This window comes from Maribacter sp. MJ134, from assembly GCF_003970695.1.
GTDB lineage: Bacteria > Bacteroidota > Bacteroidia > Flavobacteriales > Flavobacteriaceae > Maribacter.
In genome coordinates this window covers 1,151,178-1,168,295 of record NZ_CP034570.1, presented here as the reverse complement: position 1 = coordinate 1,168,295, position 17,118 = coordinate 1,151,178, and the positions used below count along the sequence as shown (strand labels likewise).

Below are 17,118 nucleotides of genomic sequence, written 5' to 3'. Positions count from 1 at the left end.
TATCATCGAGCTTTTACTTTTTAATAGATTCCAAAACCTTTTTATAAAAATTTATCCCATCAATTGAACTTGATAAGGTGTTATTTCTTGAAGTAAAAACTATATTTGCACGCTAAAATAAGCTCTGATATGAAAGCAGGTATCGTAGGATTGCCAAACGTAGGGAAGTCAACGCTCTTCAACTGTTTGTCCAATGCAAAAGCACAAAGTGCAAATTTTCCATTCTGTACCATTGAACCGAATATAGGTGTTGTGAATGTGCCGGATACAAGGTTAGAAAAGTTAGAGGAATTGGTAAACCCTGAAAAAGTGATTCCTGCAACGGTTGAAATAGTTGATATTGCAGGACTGGTCAAGGGAGCAAGTAAGGGCGAGGGACTCGGGAATCAGTTTCTTGGGAATATTCGGGAAACGGACGCTATTTTACATGTACTACGTTGTTTTGATAATGATAATATTGTTCATGTTGATGGTAATGTTAACCCAATAAGGGATAAGGAGACCATTGATATGGAGCTGCAGCTAAAAGACTTGGAGACGGTAGATAAAAAATTGGACAAAGTAAAAAGAGCTGCTAAGACCGGAAACAAGGAAGCACAGAAAGAAGAGGCAGTACTATTGGCCATCAAGTCAGGTTTAGAAGCGGGTACTTCTGTCAGAGCGGTGACCATAAATAAAGAAGACAGATTAGATTATGTGACGCCGTTACAATTTATTACGGACAAACCTGTGATGTACGTTTGTAATGTGGATGAAGATGCCGCGGTGAATGGGAATGCTTACGTTAATAAGGTCAAGGAAGCTGTAAAGAATGAAAATGCGGAGGTGGTAGTGCTAGCGGTAGGGACTGAGGCCGATATTACCGAATTGGAAACTTATGAGGAACGCCAGATGTTCCTAGAAGATTTAGGCTTGGTGGAGCCCGGTTCCGCAAAACTGATTCGTGGTGCTTATAAATTATTAAACTTGGAAACCTATTTTACCGCCGGCGAAAAAGAAGTACGTGCTTGGACAATTCCTGTTGGAGCTACTGCTCCACAAGCCGCTGGGGTTATACATACGGACTTTGAAAAAGGTTTTATCCGAGCGGAAGTCATCGCTTATGAGGATTATGTGACCTTTGGTAGCGAGGCCAAGGTTAAAGAAGCTGGTAAAATGCGTGTCGAAGGCAAAGAGTATGTCGTTAAGGATGGTGATGTAATGCACTTTAGGTTCAACGTATAAGGATGTAAGCTTTTGCCCGATTCCTATGTTTTTTACGAAGCTTTGAACAAAAATACCTGTAGGTACTGCAGTTTATGGAACTAAGTACGCATAATTGATATCAACAAAATCGTTGATTCCATTGTTAATTACTTTACCAAAGAGGGGTTTTATCTTTTTGATAGTCGTGCTATCTTTAGCAACACTTTCATAATTTTTAGTTAAATGTCCCAAAACACCAAGTATACAGAAGATAATATACGTTCGCTAGACTGGAAAGAACACATTCGTCTTCGTCCAGGGATGTATATAGGAAAACTAGGTGACGGTTCTTCCGCAGATGACGGTATCTATATTCTCTTAAAGGAAGTTATCGACAACTGTATCGATGAATTTGTGATGGGTTCGGGAAAGACCATTGAAATCGTCATAAAGGATAAGACGGTAAAAGTGCGCGATTATGGTCGTGGTATTCCACTAGGGAAAGTGGTGGACGTTGTTTCTAAAATGAATACCGGTGGAAAGTACGATAGTAGGGCCTTTAAGAAATCAGTAGGATTAAACGGAGTCGGTACAAAAGCGGTCAATGCCCTATCCAGTTTTTTTGAAGTACAGTCCTCGCGTGACAATCAAGTTAAAACTGCTCAGTTCAGTTGTGGTAATCTAGAGCATGAAGAAGGACCCATGGACAGTTCTAAACGAAAAGGTACCAAGGTTACTTTTATCCCGGATGAAACTATTTTCAAGAACTACAAGTACCGTAATGAATACGTTGAGCGAATGCTCAAAAATTACGTTTACCTTAATCCCGGGTTAACGATTATTTTCAACGGCGAAAAATTCCATTCTGAAAATGGATTGAAAGACCTTTTAGAGGACAATAACAATGTTGAGGATATGTTGTATCCCGTTATCCATTTAAAAGGTGATGACATTGAAGTAGCCATTACACATAGTAAGACCCAATATAGCGAGGAGTACCACTCCTTTGTTAACGGACAACACACCACCCAGGGTGGTACGCACCAAGCCGCTTTTAGGGAGGCAATCGTAAAGACCATTAGAGATTATTATGGCAAATCTTATGATGCCTCCGATATACGAAAGAGCATCATTTCGGCCATAGCCATAAAAGTCACGGAACCCGTTTTTGAGAGTCAGACAAAAACCAAATTAGGCTCCACCGAGATGGGAGGGGATTTTCCTACCGTGCGCAGTTATATCAATGATTTTATCGGGAAATACCTAGATAATTACCTTCATAAGAATCCAGAGACGGCAGATAAATTGCAGCGCAAGATTATCATGGCGGAAAAGGAACGCAAGGAACTATCGGGTATTCGTAAGCTTGCTAAGGACCGCGCAAAAAAAGCCAATCTCCATAATAAGAAATTAAGGGATTGCCGTGTGCATTTGGGCGATATGAAGAAAGATAATCGCCTGGATAGTACTTTGTTTATAACGGAGGGTGATTCCGCCTCTGGTTCCATTACCAAATCCAGAGATGTGAATACCCAAGCTGTTTTCAGTCTAAGGGGCAAGCCTTTGAATTCCTATGGGATGTCTAAAAAAATAGTCTACGAGAACGAGGAATTCAACCTTCTTCAAGCAGCCTTGAATATTGAAGAGTCCATGGAAGACCTACGTTACAACAATATCGTTATCGCTACGGATGCCGATGTAGATGGAATGCATATTCGATTGTTGTTGATAACCTTCTTTTTGCAATTTTTTCCCGAGTTGATAAAAGAGAATCACTTGTACATTTTGCAAACACCTCTTTTTAGGGTTAGAAACAAAAAGGAAACCATTTATTGCTACAGCGATGAAGAGCGCCAAAATGCGATTAACAAACTGTCCGGAAAGCCGGAAATTACACGTTTTAAAGGATTGGGAGAAATATCTCCGGACGAATTCAAACATTTTATAGGGGATGATATTAGATTAGAGCCGGTAATGTTGGACAAGGCCATGTCCATAGAAGAACTATTGAGTTTTTACATGGGTAAGAATACTCCCGATAGACAAGAGTTTATCATTGAGAACCTAAAAGTTGAGGTGGATTTAATCGAAGAAAAATAATTACAAATAGAATAAATACGATTCCTTCTGAATGGAAGAAAATGAAGAACTGAACGAGGAACAGTTAGATAATACCTCATCCGAAGGGACATCTGGAGAAGAAACTACCGAAGCGCTTACCAGGGTTACCGGGATGTACAAGGATTGGTTTTTGGATTACGCGTCCTACGTAATCCTAGAGCGTGCCGTGCCTGCAATTGAAGATGGTTTTAAACCCGTGCAGCGCAGAATCATGCACTCTTTAAAAGAATTGGACGATGGGCGTTACAATAAAGTGGCCAATGTTGTAGGGCACACCATGCAGTATCACCCACACGGCGATGCCAGTATAGCGGACGCTATGGTACAAATAGGTCAAAAAGACCTTTTGATAGACACGCAAGGAAACTGGGGTAATATTTTAACAGGGGATAGGGCTGCTGCCTCCAGATATATAGAAGCACGTTTATCCAAGTTTGCCCTAGAAGTAGTGTTCAGTCCTAAAATTACTGAATGGCAACAATCCTACGATGGTAGAAAAAAGGAACCGGTAAACCTTCCCGTAAAGTTTCCGCTTTTGTTGGCACAGGGAGCGGAGGGGATAGCCGTCGGACTTTCTACAAAAATTCTCCCCCATAATTTTATTGAGCTCATCGATGCGTCCGTTAAACATTTAAAGGGACAGCGTTTTACCATAGTTCCGGACTTTCCAACATCTGGAATTATAGATGTAACCAATTATAACGACGGACTAAGGGGAGGTAAGATTAGGGTGCGTGCAAAAATTTCTCAACAGGATAAGAACACGCTAGTTATCAACGAGATACCTTATGGAACTAATACTTCTTCTTTAATAGATTCAATTTTAAAAGCCAACGACAAGGGAAAAATTAAAGTAAAAAAGATAGAGGATAATACCGCGGCCGATGTTGAGATTTTAGTACATCTTCCTTCTGGAATTTCTCCCGATAAAACCATAGATGCTCTTTATGCTTTTACAGCTTGCGAATCGTCCATATCGCCATTAGGTTGTATTATTGAAGATAATAAGCCCCTATTTATTGGTGTAACTGAGATGTTAAAGCGCTCTACCGATGCTACCGTAGAATTATTGAAACAGGAGTTGGAGCTTCAGCTCTCAGAACTTGAGGAGCAATGGCATTTTGCGTCATTGGAACGTATTTTCATAGAAAACAGAATTTACCGGGACATAGAGGAAGAAGAGACTTGGGAAGGCGTCATAAAAGCTATTGATAAAGGTCTTAAACCTCATACAAAGCATTTGAGAAGAGCCGTTACCGAGGAGGACATTGTACGATTAACGGAGATACGTATCAAAAGGATTTCCAAATTTGATTTGGATAAGGCGCAACAACAATTAGACTCTTTGGAAGAGAAAATAGCGCAGGTAAAGCACCATTTGGCCCATCTTATTGATTTTGCCATAGATTATTTTAAGAATCTTAAGGCTACCTACGGTAAAGGGCGCGAGCGTAAATCAGAGATTCGTGTTTTTGATGATATCGAAGCTACTAAAGTGGTTATTAGAAACACCAAACTATATGTGAATAGGGAGGAAGGTTTTGTAGGTACCTCGCTAAGGAGGGACGAATACGTAACGGATTGCAGTGATATTGATGATATTATCGTTTTTACCAAAGACGGTAAAATGCAGATTACCAAAGTTGATGCTAAAACGTTCATTGGCAAGAATATTATCCATGTTGCCGTTTTTAAGAAAAAAGACAAGCGAACTACTTACAATTTGATTTACAAAGACGGCAAAGGCGGAGCTACCTATATAAAACGTTTTAACGTTACCTCTGTGACTAGGGATAAGCCTTACGACTTAACGGCTGGAAGTCCTAATTCTCAAGTACTTTATTTCTCCGCAAACCCCAATGGAGAAGCGGAAGTGGTTACAGTAAATTTAAGACAGGCCGGAAGCATTAAAAAACTAAAATGGGATATTGATTTTGCGGACGTTCTAATTAAAGGAAGAGGTTCCAAAGGGAATATCGTAACAAAGTACACTGTAAAACGAATTGAACTCAAGGAGAAAGGCGTATCCACCTTAAAGCCTAGGAAAATATGGTTCGATGACGTGGTGAGGCGTCTAAACGTTGATGGTAGGGGAGAATTAATTGGGGAGTTCAGGGGTGATGACCTTTTGCTGATCGTTACGCAGAAGGGAATCGTCAAAACGATTGCCCCCATCTTAACCTCTCGCTTTGATGACGATATGATCGTTTTGGAGAAATGGAATCCTACAAAGCCCTTATCGGCCATTTATTGGGAAGGAGAAAAGGAACGCTACTATGTAAAGCGTTTCCTTGTAGAGAACGAGCATAAAGAAGAACTCTTCATCTCTGACCATCCTAAGTCCTATTTAGAATTAATCTCAACGGACTGGAGGCCAGTAATTGAAATAGAATTCCCAAAACCTAGAGGTAAAGAAGCAAAGGAAAGCCTTCAAATAGAAGTAGAAAGTTTTATTTCAGTTAAAGGTATAAAAGCACTTGGAAATCAATTGATTACAGAAAAAGTAAAGCATATTAATTCGTTAGAACCACTGCCCTTTGAAGAGGTGAAGTTAGATAAGCCCGCAGATATGGAAGTCGTAGGTGAGGAAGACGTATCGGTGGACACCAAAGGAGAACCGGACACTACTAAGAAAAAGGACTCTCCCGATAAAGGTAATGATGGCGATGAAGGTCAAATTACCTTATTTTAATACTATGAAAAAGCTTTTTCAGGACTTTAAGAATTTTGCGGTCAAAGGTAATATGATAGATATGGCTATCGGTATTATCATAGGTACTGCATTCAATAATGTAGTCAACACCTTGGTGAAAAAAGTGGTCATGCCACCCCTGTCTTTGTTGACGGACGATGTTAATCTAATCAACAAAAAATGGGTTTTAAGGGTTGCATCGGAAGGTGTTGAAGAGGTGGCAATAGGCTATGGTGAATTTTTGGAGGTGCTTATTGATTTTTCTATTATCGCTTTTACCATTTTCATTGTGCTTAAATTCATCAACAAATTCAAGAACAAGGCAGAAGATCCTGAGAATAAAGAAGTTGAAACCCCTAAACAGATTCAGCTTTTATCTAATCTGGAGAAGCTAATGAAGGAGCAGAACCAAATTTTACAAAATAGAAAAGACCTATGAGCCTGTTTAACAATAGCCGTTGTATGCGGTTTCATATGGCTTTAAAGGTTAAACAAGTTACATTGTAGTGGCATTAATACCTATATTTAGCAAAAAATTGAAATAGAGAATGGATTTAACAAACCCCCTCATTTACGGAGTACCCTGTTTTATAGCCCTTATTTTATTAGAATTAACCTATAGTCATACTCATGGCGATGAAGATCTCTATGTTTGGAAAGATCTTATGGCCAGCGGTGCAATGGGCATTGGTTCTGCTATCTTAGGTCCGTTGATTAAGCTTACGGTACTTATCGTTGTTTTCAATTTTACGTATGAATTATTTAATCCTTTAGTAGATGGTGTTCGCACCAATATCATGGGTTATGAGTCTTTTGGTTACGCATGGTACGTTTTTGTATTGTGTCAGCTGGCCGATGACTTTACCTATTATTGGTTCCATAGGGCCAACCATGAAATCCGTGTGCTGTGGGCGGCGCACATTGTGCACCATTCTTCTGATCATTTTAATTTAGGTACCGCCATACGAAATGGCTGGTTTACTTTACTATATAAGCCATTCTTTTACATGTGGATGCCTGCTGTCGGTTTCCCTGTAGAGGTAGTTATATTTGCCCTGGCGATAGAGTCTTTTTGGCAGTTTCAGTTACATTCTAAATACGTTCCTAAAATGGGCTGGGTGGAGAAAATTTTCAATACACATACCATGCATCAAGTGCATCATTCTCAAAACGTAGAATATCTTGACAAAAATCATGGTGGATTCCTCAATATCTTCGATAAGATATTTGGTACTTGGAAAGAATTGGATGATGACGTAGATGTAAAGTTTGGTGTTATCCATGCTCCTCAATCCTATAATCCCTTGGTAATTCTAACACACGAATTCAAGGATATTTGGGCAGATGTAAAAAAGGTAGATAAGCTTTCCCACAAATTGATGTATATTTTTGGCCCTCCAGGTTGGAGCCATGACGGTAGTACCATGACCGTAAAACAACAGCAACGACTATTCAATAAGCAAAAAGCAGAGAATCCTGAAATGGCGTTTAGTAGACCCAATTAAAAACAGGTTCTTACTTCCGGAACCCAATAGATATTGTCTTTTAATTATCCTAATCGGTAAGATAGACGGAATTATAAGCCACGTTCGCGACTCATTACTTTGATGTAGTCTCTTTCAATAACTAGTGAGTTATTTTAATTGAAAGTCCTGATGTCTTAGATTATTTTCAAGATAGAGCCTAAGAGTTCTTCTTGTTTTTCTTCGTCCGTAAATCAAAGAATTCAACCATTAAGGAGAAGGCTATTGCAAAATAAAGGTATCCTTTTGGGATGACACCCACTTCGTTTCCAAAAACAATCAGGTGACTTAAATGTGCAGCCTCTGCGATGAGCATAAACCCAATCAATATTAAGAAGGATAGTCCTAAAATCTGAACTGAGGGATGTCTGTTCACGAAATCACCAACGGGATTAGCGAAGAGCATCATAATGACAACGGAGATCACTACGGCTATTATCATTAGAATTAGGGCGTCATTTGGGTTTGGTGATATACCGTTAGTCATTCCAATGGCGGTCAAAATAGAATCGAAAGAGAATACGATATTAATTACGGTGATTTGTATAATAGCTTTTGTTAGGGTATTGCCTCTGGCATTGGTCACTTCTCTCTCGTCATGACCCCGGTCTTCTACTTTTTCATGGATTTCCTTTGTGCTTTTGTACAATAAGAACAGACCACCGGCAAACAATATGACGGACTGTCCACTGATGCCACCGGTAATCCAATCTCCATCAATGACCCAGAACGGTTTTTTCATAGCAGTGAGCATCGAAATTCCGAATAATAACACAATACGCATCACCATGGCGAGCACAAGACCTATGTTGGTGGCTTTTTTACGTTGACTTTCTTCTAGTTTTCCCGCCGCAATGGAAATGAAGATTATATTATCTATACCAAGAACAATTTCAAGAAAGGTCAATGTCAATAATGCGATCCACGCATCCGGGCTAGTGAAAATTTCAAGCATGATTAGTTGGTTTTATAAGCTGTGCCAGTTTTTACTATAAGTTTTTTATTAGGGTCTTTTACCGCATTTTTGTACTCAAAGGTATAAGAACTATCGGTGGTAGTTATGATTTTGTATTGGATGCCTACTTTGCTTTCCAGGTCCTGTAGAACAAATTCGCAATCGTTGAACCATCTGATGGTAGCGCTATCGATTTTATTATCGAAATAGTCTACACTGTATTTTTCACCTCTAACAAACTTACCTGTTTTTAGGCTATCACCAATTTGGTAGTTAAACGTAAAAGTGCCGGTTCTGTAAGTACTGCAATCACGCTTTGGTTGATAGCAAGATGCTATGGAGCATGCGATGATACCTATAAAAAATACTTTTTTTATCATGGCTGCAAATTAACAAAATAAAGAATTGCCACATTTTTTTTGAGCGAAATTATTCTATTCCGGTACTGGCTTAGACTTCCTTGTGCGACTTAAAAGTGCCGTCAGTATAAAAAATGACAATATAATCAATCTTTTTCTCGTCTGAAGCTACTGCATCCAATCTTTTTGTAGGGGAGGATAATCTCATTGTTTTTTCCTTTTCCTGATGCTCGTCATCCACAAGATTACCCTGACCAAATATCAGCCAGTTGATATTGATATCGGGGAAGGCGGTCTTGACCTTTAGTACAAAGTCTAAACTAGGCTTATTACGACCTTTCAATAAATGCGAAATACTAGATCGTTGTACGCCAATCGTATCCGCAAACGTTGCTGGGGATAAATCATAGTGCGCCATGACATTCTCTATCCTATGTACAATCTCTTTTATTTCCATTTCGTTTACAAAAATAAATAATTGTAGTTACAACTACCATTCAGGAATACTAAGTATTTTATAAATCTAAATTATAATTAATATTATAACTTTATGTGAAGTATTTTAAAATATTGATTTTCAATTAATTGATTTACATCATATTGATTAGCGGATATTCTGTAAACAATTCTAGCAACAATCCTTACAGGGTGTTTACAATTGTAAATTTCTTCCGTTGTACTTTTACACTTTCATAAGAAACATGATACTATCAGATAAGGAATACTCCAAAGTTAAGGTAACCACAATTACCGGTCGGTATATAACAAACGAGCATATTCAAGAATTCTTAAACGGGCTACCGGCCTATTTCAAGATACAGGACATCGGTTTGTCAGTTCAAAAGAAAACTATTCAAAGTATCACTTTTGGTACGGGACCAAAACGTATTTTAATGTGGTCACAGATGCATGGGAACGAATCAACGACCACAAAAGCTGTTCTGGACTTTTTGAATTGTATTCAGCTTCAAATAGATGGAGCATCTAGACTTTTGGAAGAATGTACTTTTAAAATGATACCCATATTAAATCCGGACGGGGCTAAAGCCTATACGCGGGTTAATGCCAATGGGGTGGACCTAAACAGGGATGCACAAGAATTATCACAACCAGAAAGTCAACTCCTGCGAAAGGAGTATGAGCAATTTGCACCTCATTATTGTTTTAATCTGCACGATCAACGTACAATCTTTAATGTTGGGGATACCAAATTACCGGCTACCGTTTCCTTTTTAGCCCCTGCTTTTGATGTGGGTCGCAATATTTCGAGCTCAAGAGAAATTAGTATGCTTCTTATAGCTGCGATGAATAAAACCCTACAAAAGCTTATACCAGGTCAAGTGGGCAGGTATGATGACGGATTCAACCCTAATTGTGTTGGAGATGCTTTTCAGATGTCCAATACACCTACTGTGCTTTTTGAGGCCGGGCATTTTTACAATGATTATAAGCGAGAAGAGACCAGGAAGTTTATCTTTTTAGCCCTACTTACCGCAGTGCATGCCATTGCCGAGGATACGTTCAACTCATATACTATAGCAGATTACAGCAAAATCCCTGATAATAATAAGTTCTATTGTGATATTCTCATTAAAAATGCAGGTATTCTAGAAGGTACGCCTTCCAAGACCAACACTAGATATGTATTGTATAAAGAGGTTCTAGAAAACGGTAATATCTCGTTTGAACCTAAGCTCATGACAGCAGAAGACTCGAAAGATGTGCGGTTTGGGCACATAACCAAAGATTGTAACATGACGGAAGATTTACAATGGTTGGCGGATAATGGCATACTTCGATTGATAAAATGAAGGGTTGAATTTTAATTTTCTATACTTTACTTTACGCTTTTGTTAAATAAACTGTGAATTCGTTGAATTTAATTTTATGATTCTCTATTTTTGCCTCAAAATAATGAATTATGGGTAAGGTTAAATTGGATGAGATAGATCACCAGATATTAGATATGTTAATTGATAATACGAGAACTCCTTTTACGGATATCGCTAAAAAACTATTAATATCAGCAGGTACGGTGCATGTTCGTGTAAAAAAGATGGAAGAGGCCGGTATTATTAAAGGTTCTTCCCTTACGTTGGACTATGTAAAGCTAGGTTATGCATTTATAGCCTATGTAGGTATATTTTTGGAGAAAACGCATCAAACCAAATTTGTTTTGGAACGTTTAAATCAAATCCCCAACGTTACCATTGCACACATAACCACAGGTAAATTCAACATTTTTTGCAAAATAAGAGCTAAAGATACCACACATGCTAAAAATATCATTTTTAAGATTGATGATATTGACGGTATCAGCAGAACGGAAACAATGATTTCCTTGGAAGAAAGCTTCAACGATAAAAAACGATTGATGCACACAATATTCAATGAATTGTAAATTGAAAGAATAGAATATTTAAAAAGCTCGATTATTTATGATAATTGGGCTTTTTTATTATCAAGTTTCAAATGAAAAAATCAGAATTAGGTGCCGAAGAGTTCAATCATTTCTATGCAACTTATCTCAATACGCTGGGTGATGTTGACCTTAATGAGGCACTTTTAAAGGGCAGGGATTGGTTTACGAATTTTTTAAGCGAACTCCCCGAGGAAAAATTGCAGCATCGTTATGCTACTGGAAAATGGACTATTGCAGAAGTTTTACTACATCTAATAGATACGGAAAGGATATTTCAATATAGGGCATTTCGTTTCTCTAGGAACGATATGACTGCGTTACCTGGCTTTGAACAGGATGGATATGTGTTGGAAAGTGAAAGCGAAAAAAGAAGTAAAGAAGATATCCATAAGGAATATTTGACCGTAAGGAACGCTACGATTACACTTTTTGAGCAAATGAGTAATAAAAAACTGAAGCGAGTAGGAACCGCTAGTAATATGCCATGGAGTGTTGCGGCATTAGGTTTTGTTATTAGCGGACACCAAAAACATCATGCCAATATTATAACGGAAAGATATTTGTAATTATTCCGAATCGTTGAATTCCTCTTCCTCCGTCGTGAAGCCCATTTCCATTTCTGGAGTAATTTGCTCTGATACCATGGCATCCGCTGGAGTATTTGACTGCAGCTCTTTCTCTATATTTTCTTCGAAATTGGCGATAAAGTTAGAAAGGCTCTGACTTATTTTAACCAAGTAAAGGGTGTCTGATGTTCTTAGCTCTACGGCCTCGACAATATCTCCACTGCCATTTCTAAATGCAATAATATCTTCGTCACCATAACCGTGAGGGTAGGTGTCTAACAGCAATGTTGCTAACTGATGGTCAAGTTTCTTGTAATCTATTAAACGTCTGGTCATAACTAGAATGGTTGTATTGGTTTATAATTCCTTTACCTAAGCTAGTTGTTTTATCCATGGCATATTCTAAAGAGTTGTGAAATCCTTATTTTAGTATATGAACGTTTTATTCCATGTAGTATGCGAATGCATCTTTAAATAATTCTGTAGGAATTTGTACGTCTATTACCGCTTCTCCTATTCCTTTCAATAACACGAAATTGATCTTACCATGAGAATTTTTCTTATCGTATTTCATTAGCTCCAATATCGCATCGATATCCTCGTTCGAAATAGACACTTTTGCAAATGTTTTTAAGAACGTGGTCTTAATTTCTTCCAATTCAGAAGTCTGTAAGCCTGTCAAGCGATTGGACAGGTAGGCTTCCAAAATCATCCCAATAGCAATGGCCTCGCCATGCAGTAGACTCTTTTTCTCTTTGTTCTCTAAAAAATAGGATTCTATAGCATGCCCCAAGGTATGCCCATAATTCAAAACTTTACGAATGTGCTGTTCAGTAGGATCTTGAAGGACTATATTATTTTTGATAACTACCGAAGGATAAATATGGTTCTTCATTTCCTCCAACTCGGAAATCCCTCTTAATTTGTCCCAGTACATGTTGTCTTGAATAAGTCCGTGCTTCAGCATTTCGGAAAAACCACTTTTCATTTGCCGCACTTCCAAGGTGTCCAAAAAATCTGTGATAACAAGGACCATTTCAGGCTGATTAATCACCCCTACTTGATTTTTAAGTGTACCCAAATCTACACCTGTTTTGCCGCCAACAGAGGCGTCTACCATGGACAACAAGGTAGTAGGTACATTTATAAAATGGATACCTCTTTTAAAGGTCGATGCAACAAAGCCTCCTAAATCGGTCAATACCCCGCCACCAAGGTTAATGACTATACTTTTACGGTCGGCCCCTAATTCAGAAAGTGCTTCCCAAACCCCTACACAGGTTTCTATGTTCTTATTGATTTCGCCGGATTCTATTTCAATAATTTCAAAATGATAGTCGCCTTGGATGCGAGACATGAAATTGGGATAGCATAACTCATGCGTGTTTTCATCCACAAGAAGAAAGATGATGGAATACGCCATTTCTTCAAGATGTCCATTTAATGCTTGGTACGCATTTTCGTTAAAATGAACCGCATAAGAATCTGATACTATAGAGTGCATAAAATGTATTGTTGTTAGTACTGGTAAACGATATGAAGGAACAAAATAAAGGTTATTTTTAATCAATAGAATATAAAATCTGTGATTATCTTTATTGGCTTAAGATTTTAATGGATATGAACCCAATTTTTGAGAATACCGCAACAGCATTTTCGTTAAAAACCGATTCTGAACTTGAACGGGCCTATTTCCTTTTTAAAATGATTGCCAATGAACCATTGGTGAAGATGGGCACATTGATGACAAATTTTGCCATAAGGGCCAAACTCCCTGTAGAAGGACTCATTCGTGCTACTGTTTTTGACCATTTTTGCGGGGGTATCAATGAGGAAGATTGCTTGCCCGTGGTCGATAGAATGTGGGAGAAAAAAGTATGCTCGGTACTCGATTATTCGGTTGAGGGTAAGGAGGAAGAAGACCCGTTTGACAATGCTACCCGAATTATTTTAAAGATTCTGGATTTTGTCAAAGAAAAGGAAGCAATCCCCTTTGCCGTTTTTAAGCCTACGGGGTTCGGGAGGTTTGCGCTATATCAAAAGATTAGTGAGCAAAAAGAATTGTCCGATACCGAGAAGGCGGAATGGCAACGTGTGGTCAAAAGATTTGATCAGGTGTGCAAGAAGGCATATGACCTTGATGTAGCATTATTGATAGACGGTGAAGAGAGTTGGATGCAGGATGCGGCGGACGATTTGGTAGAAGAAATGATGCAGAAGTACAACAAAGAAAAAGCTGTAGTTTTCAATACATTACAGATGTACCGATGGGATAGACTGCCCTATCTAAAAGAACTTCAGAAAAGAGCACAGGAAAAAGGATTTAAGATAGGGGTCAAAGTGGTTCGGGGCGCCTATATGGAAAAGGAGAACGAAAGAGCGAAAGAAAAAGGATACCCTACGCCTATATGCGAATCTAAATTGGCAACGGATATTAATTTTGATGAGACCGTAGCCTATATTATTGAAAATTTAGATATCATTTCCATTTTCTCGGGCACCCATAATGAAGAAAGTTGTTACAAGCTTATTGAACTTATGGATAAAAACGGAATAGCGAAGAACAACAACGGTGTTTGGTTTGGGCAATTATATGGTATGAGCGATCATATTTCGTTTAATCTGGCCGCCAATGGTTATAACGTCGCTAAATATTTGCCTTTTGGTCCTGTACGTGATGTGATGCCCTATTTAATACGAAGAGCGGAAGAGAACACTTCTGTTGCAGGGCAGACCACAAGAGAGTTGTCCTTATTAAAAAAGGAGCGTAAAAGAAGAAAGATATAGCCTTACTGCATAGTGGGTTTAATGGACTCGATAGTGGCTTTATCCTTGCAATTTTTCACTTGTAAAGTCAATTCTTTCTTGGCGTATGAACCCTCTACGATATAGGTCTTACAGTTGGCGGATTTTGTATCACTACTACCAAAATCTACATCTCCCTCTGTAAGGATATATCGTATAGCCAAGGTGTCTATACGCTTATTTGCAAGCATTGTCTGCACCTCATCGGAGTAGTAGAATGGTTTGGACCTGATATCCTTTAATGTTCTACAATTTGGAAGGTAACAGAAATAAACGCCTGTTTCGGCTGATTTCTTTTTAAAGAACATGGCTAAGAATACGAGTCCTATGGACATTCCAAATAAGTAAAATCCTAAACGTTTAATGAATGCCATGTTGTAAAATGAAAGTTAGCCTTGCAAAATTATGGCTTTCAGAAGGAGGAGAAAAGAAAGTATAAGGTAATTCTAAAAAATAAGGAAATTAATATCACTGTACTGCAGGTCAAACCACTCTCCGACAGATTTATTGGTCAAAATTCCATGGTACATATACAATCCGTTTCGTAGCCCTTTGTCAAAACGCAGGGAATTTTCCAATCCGCCGTCTTCGCCTATTTTAAGTAGGTAGGGAGTGAAAATGTTGCTAATGGAAACCGATGCGGTCTTGGGGTAGCGCGCCGGAATGTTGGGTACGCCGTAATGTACAACACCGTATTTTTCTATTGTTGGTTTGTTATGGTCCGTTACCTCACTAGTTTCAAAGCAACCACCGGTATCGATACTAACATCAATGATGACGGCACCTTTTTTCATATGTTCGACCATGGTATTGTTAACAATAACCGGTGACCTCCCTTTTCCTCTAGTGGCACCGATTGCTACATCGCATCGTTTTAAGGCTTTTAATAAGTTTTTAGGCTGTATAGTGCTCGTATAGACCGTTTGTTTTAGGTTGGTCTGTATATTTCGGAGTTTGGTTATGGAATTATCGAATATTTTGATATTCGCTCCAAGACCAATTGCAGAACGTGCTGCAAATTCCCCAACGGTTCCCGCACCAATGATGACTACTTCCACTGGTGGTACACCGCTAATGTTACCGAACATAAGTCCGTTTCCTTTGTTACTTGCGGCCATAAGTTCTGCTGCAATAAGCACGGAGGAAATACCTGCTATTTCACTTAGGGAACGCACGGCAGGATATTTACCGTCATCATCACGAATATATTCAAAAGCTATGGCCGTAATCCGTTTTCTGGCAAGCTCTTCAAAATAGGTCTTATCCTGGGTTTTTATCTGTAGCGCAGAAATGATTGTGGTCTGCGGATTAATGATTTCTATTTCCGCCAGGGTAGGAGGCTCCACCTTTAACAGTAAGGGACATGAAAAAACCTTTTTAGTGTCTTTGGTAATTTCACCTCCAGCATTGGTATAGTCTACGTCCGAAAAATTAGCACCCTTACCCGCACCGGATTCTATAAGTACACGATGCCCGTTAGCGGTAATGGCGTTCACTGCATCCGGAGTAAGGCAAATACGTTTTTCTTGATATTGATTTTCTTTGGGTAATCCTATGAATAGTTCTCCTTTTTGCTTTAAAACCTCTAAGGTTTCTTCTTGTGGTAGTAATTGTTGTTTGCTAAAGGGAGAAGTTGGTTGATTCATAGGATAATATTGAACAAGCTCCAATGTAAGGTCTTACGCTCAAATGTACAATTTTTAGGAAATATAAATTTGATGAAGTAGTGCCGAAATGAATTGTGTCTAAAATTTCAAATGTAACCAGTTTTGTAAACGATGCTGTAACTGTTTCAAGGCATTTTCAATATTGGTAGTAGATAGTTTTCTATCGATTTCCTCCGCTATAGATTCGTTTAGTAATTCCTCCGAAGCCTTTGATTCCGGTTTTTCTACTGATGAATTTTTTAATTCGGGTTTCTCTTTTAATTCTTGAAGCTCAGCATCCATAGCTTCCAAATCAATTCCATGAACATATTTGTCATAGAGCTTTAGTCTAAAGAAATAGACTAAAGGAATGACCACCATACAGATTGGGAGTAACCAAAAAATATTCTCGGTATCAATGTGGTTGTCCGAATCAAAAATCACTTCGAATAATTGAAATGCATACATAGCAATAGGTATGATAATAATATGATACCACCAATCTCTTGATGTTAAAAACCAAACTACTAAGAGATATAGAGGTACAATTTTCGATGTAAGAAACCAAATATAAAAACTAGCATCTTCAAATCCGTTGTTGCTAATCTCAAACCATAAAAGTGAAACTGACCCATCAGCGTTGACAGGAAGATATTCATATAATTTGTATAAAAAAGGAGAAATAGCGATACAAAGAACCACTAAGGATTCAATAAAAATCTTTTTTTTAACAAGCTTTTTTTTAACAATCGATTCCATGAATCAGTATAGGTTACTAATGGCTAACGACTGAGATAATTAATTAGTATAAAAAAAGGGCAATTTTCATTGCCCTCTAATAAAT

General features: G+C 38.3%; 17 protein-coding genes. 9 read left to right on the top strand and 8 right to left on the bottom strand.

Features of this window, described 5'->3' with window-relative positions:
* Positions 1 to 129 precede the first annotated feature (129 nt).
* The 5 genes from ychF (at position 130) to EJ994_RS05130 (ending at position 7,503) form a co-directional block, all read left to right on the top strand.
* Complete coding sequence (gene ychF / locus EJ994_RS05150) at positions 130 to 1,224, top strand: redox-regulated ATPase YchF (RefSeq protein ID WP_126591517.1); 1,095 nt, start codon at positions 130 to 132, stop codon at positions 1,222 to 1,224.
* Positions 1,225 to 1,428: 204 nt separating this feature from the next.
* On the top strand, positions 1,429 to 3,285 hold the full coding sequence (locus tag EJ994_RS05145) for a DNA topoisomerase IV subunit B (protein ID WP_126591516.1): 1,857 nt from the start codon (positions 1,429 to 1,431) through the stop codon (positions 3,283 to 3,285).
* Positions 3,286 to 3,316: 31 nt separating this feature from the next.
* The gene (locus tag EJ994_RS05140) at positions 3,317 to 5,998 is read left to right on the top strand and encodes a DNA gyrase/topoisomerase IV subunit A (protein ID WP_126591515.1); all 2,682 of its coding nucleotides are present in this window, start codon (positions 3,317 to 3,319) and stop codon (positions 5,996 to 5,998) included.
* Positions 5,999 to 6,002: 4 nt separating this feature from the next.
* On the top strand, positions 6,003 to 6,437 hold the full coding sequence (gene mscL, locus EJ994_RS05135) for a large-conductance mechanosensitive channel protein MscL (protein WP_126591514.1): 435 nt from the start codon (positions 6,003 to 6,005) through the stop codon (positions 6,435 to 6,437).
* A gap of 109 nt (positions 6,438 to 6,546) precedes the next feature.
* On the top strand, positions 6,547 to 7,503 hold the full coding sequence (locus EJ994_RS05130; RefSeq protein ID WP_126591513.1) for a sterol desaturase family protein: 957 nt from the start codon (positions 6,547 to 6,549) through the stop codon (positions 7,501 to 7,503).
* Positions 7,504 to 7,681: 178 nt separating this feature from the next.
* On the opposite strand, the gene EJ994_RS05125 is transcribed toward EJ994_RS05130, so the two are convergent.
* From EJ994_RS05125 to EJ994_RS05115, 3 genes are all read right to left on the bottom strand, one after another.
* Entirely contained in the window at positions 7,682 to 8,476 is a 795-nt protein-coding gene (locus tag EJ994_RS05125) for a TerC family protein (RefSeq protein ID WP_126591512.1), read from the bottom strand.
* A gap of 2 nt (positions 8,477 to 8,478) precedes the next feature.
* On the bottom strand, positions 8,479 to 8,856 hold the full coding sequence (locus EJ994_RS05120; RefSeq protein ID WP_126591511.1) for a hypothetical protein: 378 nt from the start codon (positions 8,854 to 8,856) through the stop codon (positions 8,479 to 8,481).
* Between the two features lie 70 nt (positions 8,857 to 8,926).
* Complete coding sequence (locus EJ994_RS05115; RefSeq protein WP_126591510.1) at positions 8,927 to 9,292, bottom strand: helix-turn-helix transcriptional regulator; 366 nt, start codon at positions 9,290 to 9,292, stop codon at positions 8,927 to 8,929.
* Between the two features lie 244 nt (positions 9,293 to 9,536).
* Here EJ994_RS05115 and EJ994_RS05110 point away from each other — a divergent pair, with 244 nt between their 5' ends.
* From EJ994_RS05110 to EJ994_RS05100, 3 genes are all read left to right on the top strand, one after another.
* Complete coding sequence (locus EJ994_RS05110; protein ID WP_126591509.1) at positions 9,537 to 10,646, top strand: M14 metallopeptidase family protein; 1,110 nt, start codon at positions 9,537 to 9,539, stop codon at positions 10,644 to 10,646.
* Between the two features lie 110 nt (positions 10,647 to 10,756).
* On the top strand, positions 10,757 to 11,236 hold the full coding sequence (locus EJ994_RS05105) for an Lrp/AsnC family transcriptional regulator (RefSeq protein WP_027066901.1): 480 nt from the start codon (positions 10,757 to 10,759) through the stop codon (positions 11,234 to 11,236).
* Between the two features lie 71 nt (positions 11,237 to 11,307).
* Positions 11,308 to 11,823 (top strand): DinB family protein, encoded by a 516-nt coding sequence (locus EJ994_RS05100; protein WP_126591508.1) that lies wholly within the window; start codon positions 11,308 to 11,310, stop codon positions 11,821 to 11,823.
* Here EJ994_RS05100 and EJ994_RS05095 read toward each other — a convergent pair whose 3' ends face one another.
* Together EJ994_RS05095 and aroB are read right to left on the bottom strand one after the other, a co-directional pair.
* Complete coding sequence (locus EJ994_RS05095; protein ID WP_206507175.1) at positions 11,824 to 12,159, bottom strand: hypothetical protein; 336 nt, start codon at positions 12,157 to 12,159, stop codon at positions 11,824 to 11,826.
* Between the two features lie 106 nt (positions 12,160 to 12,265).
* Entirely contained in the window at positions 12,266 to 13,327 is a 1,062-nt protein-coding gene (aroB, locus tag EJ994_RS05090) for a 3-dehydroquinate synthase (RefSeq protein ID WP_126591507.1), read from the bottom strand.
* Between the two features lie 116 nt (positions 13,328 to 13,443).
* On the opposite strand from aroB, the gene EJ994_RS05085 reads away from it, so the two are divergent.
* A complete protein-coding gene (locus tag EJ994_RS05085; protein WP_126591506.1) occupies positions 13,444 to 14,610 on the top strand; it encodes a proline dehydrogenase family protein in 1,167 nt (388 codons plus the stop codon).
* Between the two features lie 2 nt (positions 14,611 to 14,612).
* On the opposite strand, the gene EJ994_RS05080 is transcribed toward EJ994_RS05085, so the two are convergent.
* The 3 genes from EJ994_RS05080 to EJ994_RS05070 form a co-directional block, all read right to left on the bottom strand.
* A complete protein-coding gene (locus EJ994_RS05080; RefSeq protein ID WP_126591505.1) occupies positions 14,613 to 15,002 on the bottom strand; it encodes a DUF4258 domain-containing protein in 390 nt (129 codons plus the stop codon).
* Between the two features lie 72 nt (positions 15,003 to 15,074).
* Entirely contained in the window at positions 15,075 to 16,274 is a 1,200-nt protein-coding gene (locus EJ994_RS05075; RefSeq protein ID WP_126591504.1) for an alanine dehydrogenase, read from the bottom strand.
* 99 nt (positions 16,275 to 16,373) lie between these two features.
* Complete coding sequence (locus tag EJ994_RS05070) at positions 16,374 to 17,033, bottom strand: hypothetical protein (RefSeq protein WP_126591503.1); 660 nt, start codon at positions 17,031 to 17,033, stop codon at positions 16,374 to 16,376.
* Between the last annotated feature and the right edge of the window lie 85 nt (positions 17,034 to 17,118).

What these genes read in the sequence shown, in the direction of transcription:
- ychF (WP_126591517.1), top strand. Translation starts at nt 130, where the DNA reads ATGAAAGCAGGTATCGTAGGATTGCCAAACGTAGGGAAGTCAACGCTC.
- EJ994_RS05145 (WP_126591516.1), top strand. Translation starts at nt 1,429, where the DNA reads ATGTCCCAAAACACCAAGTATACAGAAGATAATATACGTTCGCTAGAC.
- EJ994_RS05140 (WP_126591515.1), top strand. Translation starts at nt 3,317, where the DNA reads ATGGAAGAAAATGAAGAACTGAACGAGGAACAGTTAGATAATACCTCA.
- mscL (WP_126591514.1), top strand. Translation starts at nt 6,003, where the DNA reads ATGAAAAAGCTTTTTCAGGACTTTAAGAATTTTGCGGTCAAAGGTAAT.
- EJ994_RS05130 (WP_126591513.1), top strand. Translation starts at nt 6,547, where the DNA reads ATGGATTTAACAAACCCCCTCATTTACGGAGTACCCTGTTTTATAGCC.
- EJ994_RS05125 (WP_126591512.1), bottom strand. Translation starts at nt 8,476, where the DNA reads ATGCTTGAAATTTTCACTAGCCCGGATGCGTGGATCGCATTATTGACA.
- EJ994_RS05120 (WP_126591511.1), bottom strand. Translation starts at nt 8,856, where the DNA reads ATGATAAAAAAAGTATTTTTTATAGGTATCATCGCATGCTCCATAGCA.
- EJ994_RS05115 (WP_126591510.1), bottom strand. Translation starts at nt 9,292, where the DNA reads ATGGAAATAAAAGAGATTGTACATAGGATAGAGAATGTCATGGCGCAC.
- EJ994_RS05110 (WP_126591509.1), top strand. Translation starts at nt 9,537, where the DNA reads ATGATACTATCAGATAAGGAATACTCCAAAGTTAAGGTAACCACAATT.
- EJ994_RS05105 (WP_027066901.1), top strand. Translation starts at nt 10,757, where the DNA reads ATGGGTAAGGTTAAATTGGATGAGATAGATCACCAGATATTAGATATG.
- EJ994_RS05100 (WP_126591508.1), top strand. Translation starts at nt 11,308, where the DNA reads ATGAAAAAATCAGAATTAGGTGCCGAAGAGTTCAATCATTTCTATGCA.
- EJ994_RS05095 (WP_206507175.1), bottom strand. Translation starts at nt 12,159, where the DNA reads ATGACCAGACGTTTAATAGATTACAAGAAACTTGACCATCAGTTAGCA.
- aroB (WP_126591507.1), bottom strand. Translation starts at nt 13,327, where the DNA reads ATGCACTCTATAGTATCAGATTCTTATGCGGTTCATTTTAACGAAAAT.
- EJ994_RS05085 (WP_126591506.1), top strand. Translation starts at nt 13,444, where the DNA reads ATGAACCCAATTTTTGAGAATACCGCAACAGCATTTTCGTTAAAAACC.
- EJ994_RS05080 (WP_126591505.1), bottom strand. Translation starts at nt 15,002, where the DNA reads ATGGCATTCATTAAACGTTTAGGATTTTACTTATTTGGAATGTCCATA.
- EJ994_RS05075 (WP_126591504.1), bottom strand. Translation starts at nt 16,274, where the DNA reads ATGAATCAACCAACTTCTCCCTTTAGCAAACAACAATTACTACCACAA.
- EJ994_RS05070 (WP_126591503.1), bottom strand. Translation starts at nt 17,033, where the DNA reads ATGGAATCGATTGTTAAAAAAAAGCTTGTTAAAAAAAAGATTTTTATT.